The sequence below is a fragment of the Legionella santicrucis genome, from assembly GCF_001468135.1.
GTDB classification, from domain to species: domain Bacteria; phylum Pseudomonadota; class Gammaproteobacteria; order Legionellales; family Legionellaceae; genus Legionella; species Legionella santicrucis.
The window spans coordinates 37,550-53,540 of sequence record NZ_LNYU01000042.1 but is presented as its reverse complement, the minus strand read 5'-3'; the positions used below and the strand labels follow the sequence as shown (position 1 = coordinate 53,540).

Below are 15,991 nucleotides of genomic sequence, written 5' to 3'. Positions count from 1 at the left end.
TCCATTGGATTCCCTCCCTAAAATTAAGAGCGGAATTCTAATGCTTTTTAGTCAGCCAGCAAGTCCCGTGCGTAACATGAGTTATTAACGACTGCACATTTAAGTATTGGACGAACATCGAAATCAATCCGTAGCAATGAATTTAGGTTACCCTATTTTTTGGTTTTTTTTATCGTGCAAATACAAAAACACGATAAGGCTGGTAAAAATATAAAGCAACATACTCATGTGAGAGTGTCCCGCTCGATATTGGATGAATATTTCATCGGCAAGCAAAAAACATACAAATAATGACATATTTAAGATAAATGCCTGCATTGTTCGATATATATAATAGTGCTTATTTGTGTAATAGGAAATGAAAGCTCGCCAATAGAACACTGCAATACTCATTACCCACAGGTTGATTATTGAAAAAAGAATGAGACACAATGCATCATTATCAAGACGATATAATTTGAGGAATGTGTGTATCCAATCAAGATTATGGGATGAAGCAGGAAAATCAGCTGGCAATAGGCCAAATCCAACCATTAGATTACAAAAATCAGTCAAAAAAACAATAGAAATCCATAATGCCCACATGAGTATAATGCCCTGGCCAAAAATACGGAATAATCGCTCCGTAGCGGTATTGATACACATTTCTCCTCCAAGTATTAACTCCTTAATCAGAAATAAGGATTTTATTAGGCAGTGTCTACCTGACTCCATTTCAGGCTAATGGGCGCTCCTTAGCTTGAACGTGTCGTGGTAATGATTCGCTTTTTAATCCATAACTCACATTAACTTATTGTTATAGTTTAATGGATTTGTAAGTATGTTCAATAATACAATTACTCTTATTCAAGAAGCTTCATTTTCATATTTATCATGATTCACTAAGAACTGTCTTAGAAAATAACTGCTTGTTTACATTACATTCCAAAAGCGCTAAACCGATCTACTTTTCATTGCCTTGTATCAAAAATGCTTTGATTTTCGAGTGACCGAAAACAACGTTAAACTTGACAAAATAAGAAGTTGAACCAGAATTTATTAACAGTAAAGGACTTTTTGCACGGATCACAAAGGTTCAAATGGAGGGAAATTATGGCTACTTCTAATAGACTTAAGGAACAGTACCCTATGAGTGAAATAGAAGCAATTTACAGACGCCGAGCTGTACGTAATTACCTGCCACAAACTATAGACCGTGCAACAATCAACTCATTACTTGATGCGGCAGTTCAAGCCCCTACCGCCATGCATGAGGAACCTTGGTCCTTTGTAGTAATTCAAGACAAAGAAACGTTAAATAGTTTATCAAACAGCGTTAAAGCACTTATTTACAACGAAGCCCATAACTATCCAAAAACACAAATCAAACATCTATTGGAATTGGTGAACAATCCTGAATTTCATGCATTTTATAATGCAAATACTTTAATCATTATCTACAGTAAATATCATGGTCCTTTTGTTGCTGCTGATTGTTGGTTAGCAGCAGAGAATCTCATGCTAACGGCGTGTGCGCAAGGACTGGGTACCTGTGTTATTGGACTTGCAATTTCAGCTCTAAATACTCCTGAATGGAAAATGAAACTGAATCTTCCCTCTAATATAGTAGCTATTGCGCCAATTGTCGTAGGTATTCCTGCCGGAGAAACTCAAGTAGTACCTCGTAAACCACCAGAAATTTTAGTATGGAAATAAAATATAAGGATATATGTCATGAAAAAAAATCTATTAATGTTCTTGTTATTAACACTCAGTTTCTCAGTAACGGGTAAAACCTCTGATTTTATTCTTTGTAAAAGCAAATTTGCCTTATGTACTACAGCCCCTTGTAATCCTATACCAGGAAAAAAAGGATGGGTTTCTTGCCATTGTTCTGTGCAAGAAGGCTATTCTGCAGGAGCAAAACCTTGTACTGGCATGAAAGAAACAAGCAAAGGACAAATTATAAAATCACGCTATTATCCTATTAAAACTTTTGCGATTTGCAAAAATGAACGTCCTTGGGCCTGGTGTTTGGACAGTCCCTGTATCATTGATAAAAAAGATCCTTCAAAAGCAAAATGTAAGTGTTCTGTAGTACGCAACAAAGGACCTTATCTTATTGTCACAGATAAATATACTAAGAATACCTGTACTACTGGGCTCTATTCGTCAGCAACAGTAAAGGGGGCAGAAGAGATAACAGACTTTTTAAAAGCCCACAAAGAACTTCGCCCATTCCCTACTAAAATTCTTAATAAACAGTAAAGTAAGGTGGTTCATCTTATTGGTTATAGAAAATAAGATGAACCTCAAAAGCTACAGGGAATAACTACATCATAAGAACAAAGGGCGCATCTCTTTAATTTTTGCTTTCTACCAGCAAATCATGGGTTGCTTGTTGATACGTATTTAAAAAATTATCCTGCACAACTATAGCCATGTTGTTAATCGCTTGTACAGTACCTGTTTCTTTAAGAACCCCAGTTTTAAATTGCCATTTGCTAGGTAATTTAAGCTTTGCGCCTAGTTGTGACAGTGATTGTTCTGTCTGCGACGTTTTTTGGACACTATAGGATTGCATCACATATACATTACCTTTAGGGTCAATAAGTTCATAAACAGGTTTACCTGCATCATAAACCCATGTTGTTTGACGGGCTACCTGAAGTTGTTTATAAGGAGCACCCGATCTAAATAAATCCCAGAAACTAATATGGAGTACACCTGCTTCACGCATCTTTAATCCATTAAATGTTTTAACGTTAGGATTCACTAAATCTGAGTTTTTAAGTCCATCAATAACCCAATAACGAGGCCCATTTAAGTGAACATGAGAGGAGCCAGTTTCGCTCTTGACCACAGCTGGCGTTATTTTATCCCAAATATTTTCCGGACAGTTATTTAGGCCAATTGTATTGTATACCGCATAATCTGCTCTGCTTTTTTCTATAAGAATCTCGCAATATCGTTGTCCACGCAGATGAGATTTTTGTGCTGCAAATGAGAAAGAGGGTAGAATCAATAAAGCAAAAATTAGACTTTTTTTGTAACCAATATGCATTATTACTCCTGTAATTTGAATTTGAGAAGATCTCAAAAAATAATACCCAAGAAATGTAATAAAATATACCCCATTATCCAAAGTCGTTTGTTCTTCAAGCTGCGATTTGAGATTGATAAAATCCTCATCGTAGATGGCTTGGTTTTACTTTCCATTAGACCAAGCCATTGTTTTGAAAATTAAGTAAAAGAGTTTAGTTTTGTATTTTCTAATAGACTTAATGCCTTTTCATCTGAGAGTAGTACATGTTTGTCGATTAGCTGCTGTTTTTGAATAGAAATAATATCTTCATTCAGCTCTTTTTTGTTATCATGGGCGTAAGTATAATTCAGCCCAGAAAATGCCAATCTATTTTTTTCACATACTTCTTTTAAGTTCTGCAAATATTTGATGTTATCATCAATAACAATGACGCTTTTTATCTCATTTTGTTGACTATTTACATAATTAATCACTGATTCAAGTATCAAGCCCTTTGGATAATTTGCAGTGAATATTGTTGATGTTCCAAAAGAATGGCCAAAAATTTTCGGTTTCCCAACTAATTCATAGGGTAACAAATTAGGATTTTCTAATTGAAAAGAGCCTTCGGGAATATCAAACTCTTTATCATCTATTGCTGAAAAATTAATTCCCAAATCTTTCAAGCTAGAACAAGCGTCCTCTTCAACAAATGTTGCAGACTCTATTTTTGCTTTCCCAGTCCTGCGAGAAGTAAAACCAAGAACAATAAAACCCTGCTCTTGAAATTGCTGTATAACCTTAGCTATTTCTTTTTCAATTAAATGATAAGGTGCTTGAGAATAGGCTAGTTCCACCAAGGAGGGATCTATCTTCCCCAAAGATTCTATAAATTTTCGGCGCTCCATTGGATGCAAATCGCTCATGATTGCATCACGATCCATAACAGTAAGATCTAAATCAAAAAAAATGACAGTCTGCTTTGGATCCATCTCATTTGTAGAAACCTTATTTAATATTAGATCATTTAATTGAGATACATTTTTAACCTTTAAAATTGTTTGTTTAACTTGTTGTTTGAACATTATATGCTCATTTTTCTGAAACATCATTAGCTCCTTGTTTTGTTTAAAAATGACTAAGGAATAATTCTTATCGATGACTTATCCATATTTTCGACTGAGTTCTGTCCGGAATGACTAATAAAAAAGTTGTGTATTGAAGATTTAAACTTTGGCAATAATCCCAAATTGATGCAGGCAGATTTTAATTCCGTCAAAAGGCATACATCTTTTTGTGCTTGTCTTGCCTCTTGGTTAGCGTATCTTATAAGGCTTAATGTAAAAGCCAGTGGGAATACAACCGGTGCCAGTATGGTAGTCAGAGATGACCCTAAAAGGATAATGCCAGCAACTCTATCCCATTCTTCTTCTGTTACTGGACTACCGCTGCGTCTCTCATGTGTTCTTTGCATAACCAGCCGAACTTGTTCAAAGCATTTTGCAAGTTCATTTAATGTTTCATCTCTTTTGGTTGAATCAAGCACCCTGCTGGTTAAAGCAATTATGAATTCTCGTTTGGCTTCTCCGCCCGGCAAACATTTTATTAATTCGATCAGTCTATTAGCATTTTTATTTGTACCTTCTTTACTTAAAGCCTCTTGTAACTCTCTTATCTCGTCTTTATAACTCATTAATTTCTCCGATAATGGTCTTTTACGCTCCTTGTTTAGTCCAATCCTCATTGATTTATTTATGGTCAAAATGAGATAATATATTCATGTCTTAAATCATAATACCCAGGAAAAATACTAATGACTCAGATTAGATAGACGTTAAAGTTAATTTAATTTTCCATTTGGCATGTTGAAATGGTATTATTTTGAATCTAAATGCCGAAAAAACTTCCTATTATCAAGAAAAATATTTATGATGTCCGTAATGCCTCTTTTGTTAAAGAATTTGCCTGGTTTTGTTTTTGTGCGTGACAAAAATTTATATAGCCAATTTTGCAATCCAGCTTATGCTTCTTATTTAGGATTAAAGAATCCTCAAGAATACATTGGAATCAATTATGAAGAAGTTCCGAATTCGTATGTGGCTAACTTTGCTGAACTCTATGATGCCCATGATCGCCAAGTCCTTGAATCAGTTAACACTATTCATATCTTAAGTATTGATACTATTTCGCATAGCAAACCATTAATTATGTATGGCTGCAAAGCGCCTCTTCTTGATGATGAAGAAAAACTGCAAGGTATATTGGGCCAAGCGTTATTACTTGAAGATTCTTATTTTGGGCATTTACAAGAGCTGTTAGAGTTTAGAACTAAAACGACTTATGAGATTGATAATTATAGTAAATTTGGTCTTTCTTCTCGAGAAGCTGAATGCTATTTTTATTTATTGCGCGGGCTTACTGCCAAAGCCATAGGGAACAAATTGTCAATTTCTGCAAAAACTGTAGAGTTTTATATAGCTTGTCTTAAGCAAAAACTTAATTGCACGAAAAAAGCCCAACTCATTGAAAAAGGCTTTGATTTAGGATTATTGTTCATCGTGCCTACTCCGCTGTTAAAACTCTAAATCACTTTTCTAAGCCATCTTTAAAAACCAAGAGGAATCACTAGCGTAAAATCAATTCAATGCTGATAACGAAATTTCATACATTAAAAATAGGAAGCATCTAGGAATAAAAAATAATTCAAAAATTTATCCCATCTAATACTATTTAAATTCCTTGCGCGAGAGAGGGAGCAGATTGAAGTGAGATTGAAAAATCTGTGCTCAATTCAAGATTCAATATTGTCTAAAAAAACTTCAGGGACGCTACCTAGTTTGATAATTACAATATTATTTGCATCAGACTCCAATTAATTTTATTTTTTAACAAGATGATTTTGCATACTACTTACAAAGTGACAAAACATAACACAGACCAAACCTATTAATCCGCCTATAATAACATGTGTGAAACGTTCCGAGGCAATACTTGCCGAGTGAGTAGCCAACATGACGGCTATAGCAACAAACAAACACCGAAAAGTGTAGGCAATAATATAACGACGAAATGCAACTAATGTTAAAAACACACAGCAAGCAGTAAGGGTCAAATTTAAAGAAGTATTGGGTATAAGAAATTGGCCTAAGAGAATACCTGAAGGCACACCAATAGAAACACCTATAGTACGTTGGCGCAATTTTTGTGGGCTTGTCGCAATATCCCCTGTAATCACACTTGCAGTTCCCCAGATCATCCACTGCCCATTGCTCATATGAAAATACTCTACTAAAAAAGCTGAAATACACACAGCAATTACCATGGAAATCATATTTTCAATATAAGGGTTTTGCTCTCCAAAATCCCCTAAGCCACTGAGCCTTAGAGGATGATAATGAGTGAATTGCTTTTTATAAAATGCCCGTGCTTTATCATATTGAGCAATCAATAAACTAGGAAGCAAGGCAATCAAGAAATAAGGTAAGAATTGAGGAGCCTGTTGTAGCAATTTTTCAGGTTGTGTTTCAGCAGCAAACTCCGTAGCAAGAATAATTGCGGGAATAAACGTCCAACTGCCCAAATGGCGTAATTTATTTCCTTTCATGGTAATCCAGAATATGGTCATCGCTGCCAAAGAACAGGAAATAACATAAAGCACAGGATTAAGTTGCGTTAACAAAAGTAAATAAAACATGATAATCACAATAAACCCATGGAACAATACGCCTAATGCCGTCAATTCAAGCCGTTCCTCAACGATTAAAGTGGCCATGGTTAAAACAGAGGATTGTAACCACAAAGGATTATTGGTACTTAAATAAAGAAAAGCAAAAGGGAGTAAGGCAATAATACCGCGCAGCAATGACCAAATCTTAATTTCATTTTTTAATACGTTTACTGCTTTAAAAAGAATTTTCATGGTACGTTTTTTAGCTCATCTACAGAAACAATGGTGGCGATTCTTTCCATTAACTGAATAGAAGATAGATGTTCTTCTTGACTTGCTGCAGCACAAATGTCTTCGACAATGCAGACTTTGTAGTCACGATCATGAGCATCACGCGCCGTACTTTGCACCGCCCAAGAAGTACTAACGCCTCCTAAAATAACACATTCGATTTGATTGGCTCTTAACGCAGCATCAAGCGCAGTTCCATAAAATGCACTGATACGCGGTTTCACAATGACTAAACTGTTGCCAATATGCAAATCCGGATGAAATTCAGTACCCTCAGATCCTAATTTTAATGCCCCCAATTCATGAACCTTTCCAAATACAGGAGAATGTTTGGGTTGTTCTATATAGTGTGCACTAAATCCAACTTTAACCATAATCGTTAACCAATTTTTTAATGTTGCGATTTTAAGTACTTCATTCACCTTTTTAATAACATCACGCTCAAGGGCATGAGTGGCAGCACGTGCAATTTTCCCCTGAGGGTGCATAATATCAATAATATAGTCTAAACCTATAAACGCGGTACGCATCATTATCTCCTATAATTTTTTATCCAATATTAATTGATCGAATTATTTTTCAACGATTACTTTACTTATTAATTAATGAATTATTTTATATTGTCCTACCTCAATAATTGAGACATAATCTAATCAATAATCAAATATATAGCCTAAATTATGCCAAATTAATATACAAAAAATAAAGATTAGAATATTACTTGAAAAGCATTTCTGGTTACAAAATAAGATGGATTGCAATTAAACCTGAATGTCAAAAAAACTCAAGCAAAACAAAAGTTGGGAAAAGGACTATTTTTTATGCAAAGGAAAAATCTACTATATTGTTGTTTTAGTTTGATGATGATATTCGCTTCCTCAACAATGGCTTATGACGAACCTGTAGTCAACCTAGGTTATACTAGTTTCTACGATGGAAGTCCGCCTTCAGGACCAGGATTTTATTTCCAAGATTATTTTCAATATTATACGAGTACTCGTTTTAATGATCAGAATGGTAATAAACTTCCACTTCCACGTACCGATCTGGATGTCGTTGCTAATGTGACCCAGTTTATTTACATCACCACAAAAAAAATTTTCGGAGCCACTCTCGGGTTTTCAACACTTTTACCCTGGGTTGTAGACGACAAAGTGAATGATGGGTTAAACAATACCATACTTAAAGCAGAAAGTGGCCCTGGTGATTTATGGGTTGGCCCTGCACTCCAATTTGATCCTATTATGCGTAAAGATGGCAAAGGGCCTTTATACGTTCAACGTATTGAATTGGATGTTATTGCACCAATAGGACGATATAGTAGTATCAATGCAATAAATCCCAGCAGCCATTTTTGGTCATTAAATCCCTATTGGGCATTCACATTTTGGTTAACCCCCAAATTATCTACTGCAGCCCGTTTTCATTATCTCTGGAATGGGGTCAATCACAGTCCAAATGTTTCATTTGGACCTAATGTTCATTCGACGCAAGCGGGGCAGGCTATTTTTGCTGATATTGCAGTAGGTTATGCAATTATTGAAAAACTCACCGTGGGCGTTAATGGTTATTTTTTCAATCAAATTACTGATACACGAGCCAATGGAGTTGGAGTGCCTGGTAGGAAAGAAAGTGTTTGGGCCATTGGGCCTGGTATGGTATACAGTCTGAGTAAAAATCATTTTGTCTTTTTAAATGTGTATTCGGAGCAAGACGCTAAAAATCGCCCTCAAGGCACTAATGGTGTACTGCGCTTTGTTACTCATTTTTGATCACTGCTCGTTTGATGGTTGATATAGAATTGGGGCTGTTTACTTGGATCCAGTTCGGAGGTTATGTCATAGGGGATGACTGGAATGAAAAGCTCCCTCTTCTCTGCAAATCTAAGAACAAATAGGACTGGGTCGCAAGAAAGACTTAATGAAGTTGATACTGCTATTTCTCCAATAAATATTTCTATTCATTCTAATACATTGCAATTAGTAGCCAACTGGAAGTTTTTATAATTAATAAGGGATTTTTATGAAAATAAGACAAAAAAGTTTTACTTGCAGCAGTATGTTTCTGGGATGTATGTTACTAGAGAAGTCATTATGGGCAATGCTCCCTTTAAGTTTTACATCTATTCCCACTATCCAACCTATCCCATCAGGTCAAATGCAAGAGTTGAAATATGTTATTCGTAATAATGTTAGAACTCAAGCCCTGCCTATCAAAGTTTCCATTGTAAATGATGGAGACAATCAGCCACAAAGTACTATAAAACAAACGAATGATTGTGGCGCTTTTCTTGCACCCAATGCCTCCTGTACTATTTGGGTAACCTTAAACGGAGTTAAAACAGGTTCAATAAACAAACACCTAAGTATCGACTATCAAGGAAGAACTCCACTTACTAGTCCAATAAAAATGGCTATAAAACCAGCCAATACTACCGTGCTCGTTTACATGGTGGGAAGTGACTTAGAAAGAAAATATGGTTTTGGGACATTCAATATTCAACAAATGCAGTCCATTGGCTCTACCGCAAATATGAGTGTCGTTCTTGAAACTGGAGGCGCAAATAAAGATGGATGGCGAGAGGTTAAGCGACAACTCGTAAAAGAGGGGTACTCCGTTGTATTGGAAAATTTAGGAAAGATAAATATGGGTGCTACCGCTACAATTCAGGACTTTATTACCTGGGGAGTAACTAATTTTCCCGCGCAAAAATATATACTGGTTTTTTGGGATCATGGCGGCGGGCCTAATGGTGGATTTGGAGCGGATGAAAATTTTAATGACACCACAACACCGATTAATCAAATAGTTGCTGCAGTTCAAGGGTCTGTAAATACTACTGGAACTAAATTTGAAATCATCGGATTTGATACCTGCCTTTTAGGAGTAGCTGAATTAGCTTCGGGTTTATCTCCTTTTTCTAAATATTTGGTTGGCTCAGAGGATCTGGAGCCTGGAGCGGGATGGCAATACAGTACCTTTTTAAACTATGTAACCTCAAATTTATCGGCAAATGGATTAGATATAGGAACAATAATTGTAAATGGATTTTCAGTACAAAATGCGGGCAAAACAACTACTTTATCTGTTTTAGATTTATCCAATATCCCCTCTTTACTTATGGCTGTTAATCATTTTTCAAATAACTTAATCTCTTATGCAACCAATGCCACTAATTGGAAAATAATTGCCAGTAGTCGATTTAAATCAGCAGATTACAGTACCTCTGTTTGGGATAATGATGCTACAGATGTAGTGGATATGATTAGTTTGGCAAATAATATTGGGAGAAACGTTCCTGAACTAGTTCCCTCAGCTGAAGAGGTTATTAGTGCTACTCAATCTGTTGTAAAGTATTTTCTTAATAGCTCAAACAGAGGTTCTTCGCTAGGACTTGCTACCTATTTTCCCTCTATTATGTCTGCATATAAAAGTAATTATGGTAATAATGTAAGTTTAAACAACACCTTCTTTTATTCCGAGAATTATGTTAATTTTTTAAATTCTTATAATAATTTTTATAAGAATAATACCTCTTCCCTGACTGCGACTTTTAGTAATTTCATGTTTAATGGAACCGAATATACTGCTAGTCTTTCTAATGATTTCAGCCAGCTTTATGCAGCAGTAGGAAGTAATAACTGTACCCTTTTCGATAATACTGATGATCAAAACGAATTTACTTCTTCTTGTTTGTCTACACTACAATTTTCGGGTATTAATGCACAAAATGCAGGAGGTAGTACATGGAACATTCAATATGACAAAAATGCTAACCTTACCTGGCCATCCATCAATGGTGAACCAGCAATGCTCCTGGATAGTGACGTAGATCCTCAAATACAAACGGAACAAACTTATCTTATTCCAGTTACAGGGGGATATATTCAGCTCAATCTTAATAATAATACAGATGCTTATGAGGTTGTTGGATTTCAAGAACATAGTGCATTTCAACAAAGTAATGCAGCGGGGGTTACCGTCCCTAAAGTAACCCCCATTACACCAGGTACTAAATATAAACTTAGAGCATATGCTAAATCTACTGCGCCAAATCAATGTTATAATGGATCTGAGACTGACACATGGTGTTTGATGGATACAAATATAGAAATTACAGCACCTTTTACCATCACCACTAACACGTTGCCTTCCAACAATTTATATAATAAATTTTCTTTTCTAGTGGGTGATTTAACAGGGCAGTTAAACTTGACTCCATTTCTCGATTATTAAAAAATTACGCCGCGAAAAACGTACTATTTTTCGCGGCTTTCACGAGTAACTTCATAGGAAATCGTCAGTGATAAAAAATAAATTATTGCGAGAATAGTTCAAAAATATAACTGGCTAAACTTTATTGCTGCGCCCCATGAGTGAATCATTCACCTACTTTTTCCATACCCTCCTCCTCCTGGAGTTTCAATAACAAAAACATCACCTAGATGCATTTCAACACGTGCACATCCACCTAACTCTTCAATGGCACCATCTACCCGTTGCACCCAGTTATGTCCCAACTTACCCGAAGCTCCTCCCTGCATTCCATATGGAGGTATAACACGATGACTGGAAATAATATTCACAATCATTTCTTCTAAAAAACGAATTCGACGCACCACACCATCACCTCCGCGATGTAACCCCATACCACCACTTCTTTTTCGCAAGGCAAATTCTTCCAACAAGACAGGAAATCGCCACTCCAAAATTTCTGGATCGGTCAAATAAGTGTTTGTCATATGTGTATGAACTGCTGAAGCACCATCAAAGTCAGGACCAGCCCCAGCTCCCCCACATAAAGTTTCATAATATTGATAACGCTCATTTCCAAAAGTAAAATTATTACAGGTTCCTTGCGAAGCAGCGACAACACCTAAGGCACCAAATAAAGTATCAACGATGCATTGTGAAGTTTCTACATTACCAGCAACAACAGCAGCAGGATAATTCGGTTTCAAAATACTTTTTTCTGGGATGATGAGTTCAATTGGCACGAAACATCCATCATTTAATGGGATATTTTCTGCAATTAAACACCGTAAAACATATAAAACAGCGGCCTTACAAATAGCTGTAGGCGCATTAAAATTACCTGAATGTTGTGCACAACTGCCAGTAAAATCAAATTTTGCCCGTTTTTTTTGCTTATTAATCGTAAGCGCCACTTTAATTTGGCTGCCATCATCTAAAGAATAAGTGAATTCACCGTTTTTTAAATGTTTCAATAAGTGTTCAACAGATAGAGTAGCATTATCTCGTACATGTTTCATATAGGCATCAACAACATCCAAACCAAATTGCGCTACAAGCTCTAATAAAGCCTGTACGCCACGCGCATTCGCTGCAATCTGCGCTTTAAAGTCTTCTATATTTTGTTGAGGATTTCGGGCTGGGTATTGTGCTTGGGTCAGCAAGTTCCGTGTTGCCTTTTCTAAAAAATACCCGTGATCCATGATTTTAAAATTATTAATTAATATTCCTTCTTCCTCTACCATCCGGCTTTCTGCGGGAATAGATCCTGGAGTAATTCCACCAATATCCGCGTGATGACCACGTGAACCCACGATAAATAATAAGTGATCTCCCTCTTTATCAAAAACAGGTGTAATTAAAGTAATATCCGGCAAATGAGTTCCACCATGATAAGGCGCATTTAAAGCATATACATCGTTAGGGTGTATTTTTTTATTGTTTTTCAATATAGATTTGACACTTTCACTCATTGATCCAAGATGTACAGGAATGTGAGGAGCATTTGCAACTAACTCACCATGTGCATCAAAAATGGCACAAGAAAAGTCAAGTCGTTCCTTTATGTTGACTGAACTTGCTGTTTTGCGCAAAACCTCCCCCATTTGTTCTGCAATATTCATAAAGCGATTGTTAAATACTTCCAACATTGCAGGATCAACGTTCGTATCTACTTTTTTAGTAGCTACAGTTTGATAACGTGTTAACAAGAGATGTTTCTTAGACGTCACTTCGGCTTGCCATCTTGGTTCAACAATAGTAGTCGAGTGATTGTCTGTAATCACTGCACAACCTTGAATACAATCACCGGATAATAACTCTTCACGTATATATACAGGAGCATTACGGAAGGAGCCATGAGTAAAAACTTTTACAGTGTCCCTCCGAGGTATTTTATGTTCAAAACGGCATTGGATTATTTTTTCAGCACACTCCGCATCCATTTCACTCGGCACAGAACATTCGATGGTGATTGATTCAGTAATTAAAGGTTTTCTATATGAAGAAAAACCAAATGTCTTATGATGTTGCGCAATAAATGCCTCTCGCATAGACTTCATTGTTCCGAATTCGACAATTAACTGAGTATCCGATCCTTCGTAACGTAAATGCACTTGGCGTTTACTTATCGTTTCTCGGTTTTCTAAACCTTGAGAATTTAATTCCATACGAGCTGCTCGTTCCATTTTTTCAAACTTCGAACGTAAAAAAGAAATAATGCCACGCTGAAAAGGCTTTTCAATAACTTGTTCATGCAACACACTGATTTCTGCTAATCCCATTCCATAGGCGGAAAGAACGCCGGCTAAAGGATGAATTAAGATTTTTTCAATACCCAAATTATCGGCAACAAGACAGGCATGCTGTCCAGCGGCCCCACCGAAACAATTTAAAATATATGGCCTTACATCATAACCACGCTGTATGGAAATTTTCTTAATCGCATTGGCCATATTTTCTACAGCAATATTCAGAAAACCTTCGGCAACTTCTTCTATTGTTTTTCTACTCCCTGTTGTATCGTTAATTTTATTTACTAAAGCCTGAAAATTTTGATGCACTACATGTACATCAATTTCCTGATTTGCTCTACGACCAAAGACCTTAGGAAAAAATTGCGGCTGTATTTTGCCAAGCATCACATTGCAATCGGTGATTGTGAGAGGTCCTCCGCGACGATAGCATGCAGGTCCAGGATTTGCACCAGCTGATTGAGGTCCCACTGCATAACGTTGGCCATCAAAATACAGGATCGACCCACCTCCTGCAGCAATAGTATGAATCATCATCATCGGAGTGCGAATATGCACCCCGCTAAACTCATAGCTAAAACTGCGTTCATATTCACCTGCAAAATGGGAAACATCTGTGGATGTCCCTCCCATATCAAAGCCAATAACGCGATTAAAACCCGCCAGCTGACTGGTTTTAATCATTCCAATAACTCCTCCTGCAGGGCCAGAAAAAAGACTGTTTTTACCTTGAAAAAGTTTTGCATGAATCAGGCCACCATTAGATTGCATAAAAAATAAAGGAATCGTACTTAATTGATCACGTAACCCTTGTATGTAACCGTGTAACACTGGAGAGAGATAGGCATCAACCACAGTTGTATCGCCACGACTTACTAATTTCATAACTGGTGCTATTTCATGACTTATAGAAATTTGAGTAAAGCCAACAGATTGAGCGATTGTTTTTAATTTTCGCTCATGTTCTGTAAATTGATAAGCATGCATCAAAACGACAGCAATCGTACGATATCCCCTCGCATAGGCTTTTTTCATCTTTTGCAGCGCATCTTTTTCATCTAAAGACTGTAATACGGTACCTTTGGCATCAATACGTTCATTGATTTCAATAACTTCATCATAGAGCAAAGAGGGTAATTTAATATTTAAAGCAAAAAGATCTGGGCGATTTTGATAACCAATTCGCAGAGCATCACCGAATCCTTGAGTTATCGCCAAAAGTACTTTGGCTCCTCTTCGTTCCAATAGCGCATTAGTTGCTACAGTTGTTCCCATTTTGATAAATGCAATTTCATCGCTAGGGATAGAAGTACATTTCAAAATATTTTGAATACCTTGGATGGCAGCATTGGAATAACTTTCTGAATTTTCAGACAACAATTTATCACTAAATATTTGTCCTTCAGGGCTACGTGCCACGACATCGGTGAAAGTACCACCCCTATCAATCCAAAACTCCCATTTCTTTTTTTTCATCTTGCCCAATCCTTGGTGCTTTGATAAGTTAAATTAACGTGAGTTAGGATAAGTGATTGGAGCATTATCAGGTACCGTTCGGGCTGAGGAGGCATTTATGCCGTCTCGAAGCCTTGTATGGGATTTAATGTTTCGTGATAAGGCTTCGAGACGATGCTTATGCATCTCCTCAGCCCGAACGGATCCAGATATCGACTAGATCTTATATCATCTTTATCCATACCTCACATTAAATTATACTACACGGTTATCGCTTTATTGTTTCTTAAGAAAAATGTTATGGCCTTTCCATATAAGATTATTGATTTAACCCAAACTCTTTCTCCGGAAAGTCCTTCATGGGATATTGATTGTGGTTTTTCTCATCAGACGACGCTAAATTATGATGAATGTACTACTGAAGTACAATTCAAAGTACAAAACATCGCTATGCCTGCGGGGATTGGCACACATCTTGATGCTCCCGCTCATTGCATTAAAAATGGGCTTCATATTGCTGAATTGGACCTTGTTGGCCATCATCTAATTACTCATTGCTTTGTTGTCGATATAAGCCACAAATCTTGTGAAGATTATACAATTACAGAGCAAGATATTCTGGATTTTGAGTACAAATATGAAATGATTTCTGAACACAGCTTCGTTATTTTTTATACTGGATGGGATAAGTTCTGGAACAAGGCAAACCAATACAGAAATAATTTAGTTTTTCCTTGTATTGGTCAAAAAGCTGCTGAGTTACTATTGGAAAGAAATATAGCTGGGATAGGTATTGATACGTTGTCACCTGACAGACCTGAAAATAACTATATAGTTCACCAGCTAATGTTACAAAATAAAAAATACATTGTAGAAAATGTTTGTAATGCATCGAAACTTCCACCTTCAGGAGCTTATAGCATGGTTTTACCTATAAAAGTTGCTGATTTAACTGAAGCGCCAATTCGCTTAATCGGCCTCTATTGATTTTGTTTTTTTATCGGAGATCAATATAATTATTTTTCTTGATCTATCTCCCTGGGAATGTAATGAAAATCGCTATTATTG

At 36.4% G+C, this 15,991-nt stretch carries 14 protein-coding genes; 7 read left to right on the top strand and 7 right to left on the bottom strand.

Going from position 1 to position 15,991, the window contains the following annotated elements:
• Positions 1–147 precede the first annotated feature (147 nt).
• Complete coding sequence (locus Lsan_RS09540) at positions 148–645, bottom strand: hypothetical protein (RefSeq protein WP_058514170.1); 498 nt, start codon at positions 643–645, stop codon at positions 148–150.
• A 447-nt stretch (positions 646–1,092) separates the two neighbouring features.
• Here Lsan_RS09540 and Lsan_RS09535 point away from each other — a divergent pair, with 447 nt between their 5' ends.
• Positions 1,093–1,695: a nitroreductase family protein gene (locus Lsan_RS09535; protein ID WP_058514169.1), complete on the top strand. Its 603-nt coding sequence runs from the start codon at positions 1,093–1,095 to the stop codon at positions 1,693–1,695.
• Positions 1,696–1,713: 18 nt separating this feature from the next.
• Positions 1,714–2,247 carry a hypothetical protein gene (locus Lsan_RS09530; protein ID WP_058514168.1) on the top strand — a complete coding sequence of 178 codons (534 nt, stop codon included), beginning with the start codon at positions 1,714–1,716 and terminating at the stop codon, positions 2,245–2,247.
• A gap of 94 nt (positions 2,248–2,341) precedes the next feature.
• On the opposite strand, the gene Lsan_RS09525 is transcribed toward Lsan_RS09530, so the two are convergent.
• The 3 genes from Lsan_RS09525 to Lsan_RS09515 form a co-directional block, all read right to left on the bottom strand.
• Entirely contained in the window at positions 2,342–3,043 is a 702-nt protein-coding gene (locus tag Lsan_RS09525) for a hypothetical protein (RefSeq protein ID WP_058514167.1), read from the bottom strand.
• Between the two features lie 179 nt (positions 3,044–3,222).
• Positions 3,223–4,113 carry a DUF2608 domain-containing protein gene (locus Lsan_RS09520; RefSeq protein WP_058514166.1) on the bottom strand — a complete coding sequence of 297 codons (891 nt, stop codon included), beginning with the start codon at positions 4,111–4,113 and terminating at the stop codon, positions 3,223–3,225.
• Positions 4,114–4,142: 29 nt separating this feature from the next.
• Positions 4,143–4,697 (bottom strand): hypothetical protein, encoded by a 555-nt coding sequence (locus Lsan_RS09515; RefSeq protein ID WP_058514165.1) that lies wholly within the window; start codon positions 4,695–4,697, stop codon positions 4,143–4,145.
• A 247-nt stretch (positions 4,698–4,944) separates the two neighbouring features.
• Here Lsan_RS09515 and Lsan_RS09510 point away from each other — a divergent pair, with 247 nt between their 5' ends.
• Complete coding sequence (locus Lsan_RS09510) at positions 4,945–5,589, top strand: LuxR C-terminal-related transcriptional regulator (RefSeq protein WP_058514164.1); 645 nt, start codon at positions 4,945–4,947, stop codon at positions 5,587–5,589.
• A 293-nt stretch (positions 5,590–5,882) separates the two neighbouring features.
• Here Lsan_RS09510 and Lsan_RS09505 read toward each other — a convergent pair whose 3' ends face one another.
• Both Lsan_RS09505 and Lsan_RS09500 read right to left on the bottom strand, forming a co-directional pair.
• Positions 5,883–6,923 (bottom strand): FUSC family protein, encoded by a 1,041-nt coding sequence (locus Lsan_RS09505; protein WP_058514163.1) that lies wholly within the window; start codon positions 6,921–6,923, stop codon positions 5,883–5,885.
• Positions 6,920–7,495, bottom strand: coding sequence for a cysteine hydrolase family protein (locus Lsan_RS09500; RefSeq protein WP_237762087.1), 576 nt, complete (start codon positions 7,493–7,495; stop codon positions 6,920–6,922). The genes Lsan_RS09505 and Lsan_RS09500 overlap by 4 nt, the downstream gene beginning before the upstream one ends.
• A 288-nt stretch (positions 7,496–7,783) precedes the next feature.
• Between Lsan_RS09500 and Lsan_RS09495 the strand changes: the two genes are divergently transcribed.
• From Lsan_RS09495 to Lsan_RS09490, 3 genes are all read left to right on the top strand, one after another.
• The gene (locus Lsan_RS09495; RefSeq protein WP_058514174.1) at positions 7,784–8,734 is read left to right on the top strand and encodes a SphA family protein; all 951 of its coding nucleotides are present in this window, start codon (positions 7,784–7,786) and stop codon (positions 8,732–8,734) included.
• A gap of 84 nt (positions 8,735–8,818) precedes the next feature.
• Positions 8,819–8,968, top strand: coding sequence for a hypothetical protein (locus tag Lsan_RS22055; protein WP_157068293.1), 150 nt, complete (start codon positions 8,819–8,821; stop codon positions 8,966–8,968).
• Positions 8,969–8,984: 16 nt separating this feature from the next.
• A complete protein-coding gene (locus Lsan_RS09490) occupies positions 8,985–11,198 on the top strand; it encodes a clostripain-related cysteine peptidase (RefSeq protein WP_058514161.1) in 2,214 nt (737 codons plus the stop codon).
• A gap of 149 nt (positions 11,199–11,347) precedes the next feature.
• Here Lsan_RS09490 and Lsan_RS09485 read toward each other — a convergent pair whose 3' ends face one another.
• The gene (locus tag Lsan_RS09485; RefSeq protein WP_058514160.1) at positions 11,348–14,944 is read right to left on the bottom strand and encodes a hydantoinase B/oxoprolinase family protein; all 3,597 of its coding nucleotides are present in this window, start codon (positions 14,942–14,944) and stop codon (positions 11,348–11,350) included.
• Positions 14,945–15,223: 279 nt separating this feature from the next.
• Between Lsan_RS09485 and Lsan_RS09480 the strand changes: the two genes are divergently transcribed.
• Entirely contained in the window at positions 15,224–15,910 is a 687-nt protein-coding gene (locus Lsan_RS09480) for a cyclase family protein (RefSeq protein ID WP_058514159.1), read from the top strand.
• The last annotated feature ends 81 nt before the right edge of the window (positions 15,911–15,991 follow it).

Coding starts and splice junctions, on each gene's coding strand:
- Lsan_RS22055 (WP_157068293.1), top strand. CDS start 8,819: ATGAAAAGCTCCCTCTTCTCTGCAAATCTAAGAACAAATAGGACTGGG.
- Lsan_RS09540 (WP_058514170.1), bottom strand. CDS start 645: ATGTGTATCAATACCGCTACGGAGCGATTATTCCGTATTTTTGGCCAG.
- Lsan_RS09495 (WP_058514174.1), top strand. CDS start 7,784: ATGCAAAGGAAAAATCTACTATATTGTTGTTTTAGTTTGATGATGATA.
- Lsan_RS09520 (WP_058514166.1), bottom strand. CDS start 4,113: ATGTTTCAGAAAAATGAGCATATAATGTTCAAACAACAAGTTAAACAA.
- Lsan_RS09500 (WP_237762087.1), bottom strand. CDS start 7,495: ATGATGCGTACCGCGTTTATAGGTTTAGACTATATTATTGATATTATG.
- Lsan_RS09485 (WP_058514160.1), bottom strand. CDS start 14,944: ATGAAAAAAAAGAAATGGGAGTTTTGGATTGATAGGGGTGGTACTTTC.
- Lsan_RS09530 (WP_058514168.1), top strand. CDS start 1,714: ATGAAAAAAAATCTATTAATGTTCTTGTTATTAACACTCAGTTTCTCA.
- Lsan_RS09505 (WP_058514163.1), bottom strand. CDS start 6,923: ATGAAAATTCTTTTTAAAGCAGTAAACGTATTAAAAAATGAAATTAAG.
- Lsan_RS09490 (WP_058514161.1), top strand. CDS start 8,985: ATGAAAATAAGACAAAAAAGTTTTACTTGCAGCAGTATGTTTCTGGGA.
- Lsan_RS09535 (WP_058514169.1), top strand. CDS start 1,093: ATGGCTACTTCTAATAGACTTAAGGAACAGTACCCTATGAGTGAAATA.
- Lsan_RS09515 (WP_058514165.1), bottom strand. CDS start 4,697: ATGAGTTATAAAGACGAGATAAGAGAGTTACAAGAGGCTTTAAGTAAA.
- Lsan_RS09480 (WP_058514159.1), top strand. CDS start 15,224: ATGGCCTTTCCATATAAGATTATTGATTTAACCCAAACTCTTTCTCCG.
- Lsan_RS09525 (WP_058514167.1), bottom strand. CDS start 3,043: ATGCATATTGGTTACAAAAAAAGTCTAATTTTTGCTTTATTGATTCTA.
- Lsan_RS09510 (WP_058514164.1), top strand. CDS start 4,945: ATGCCTCTTTTGTTAAAGAATTTGCCTGGTTTTGTTTTTGTGCGTGAC.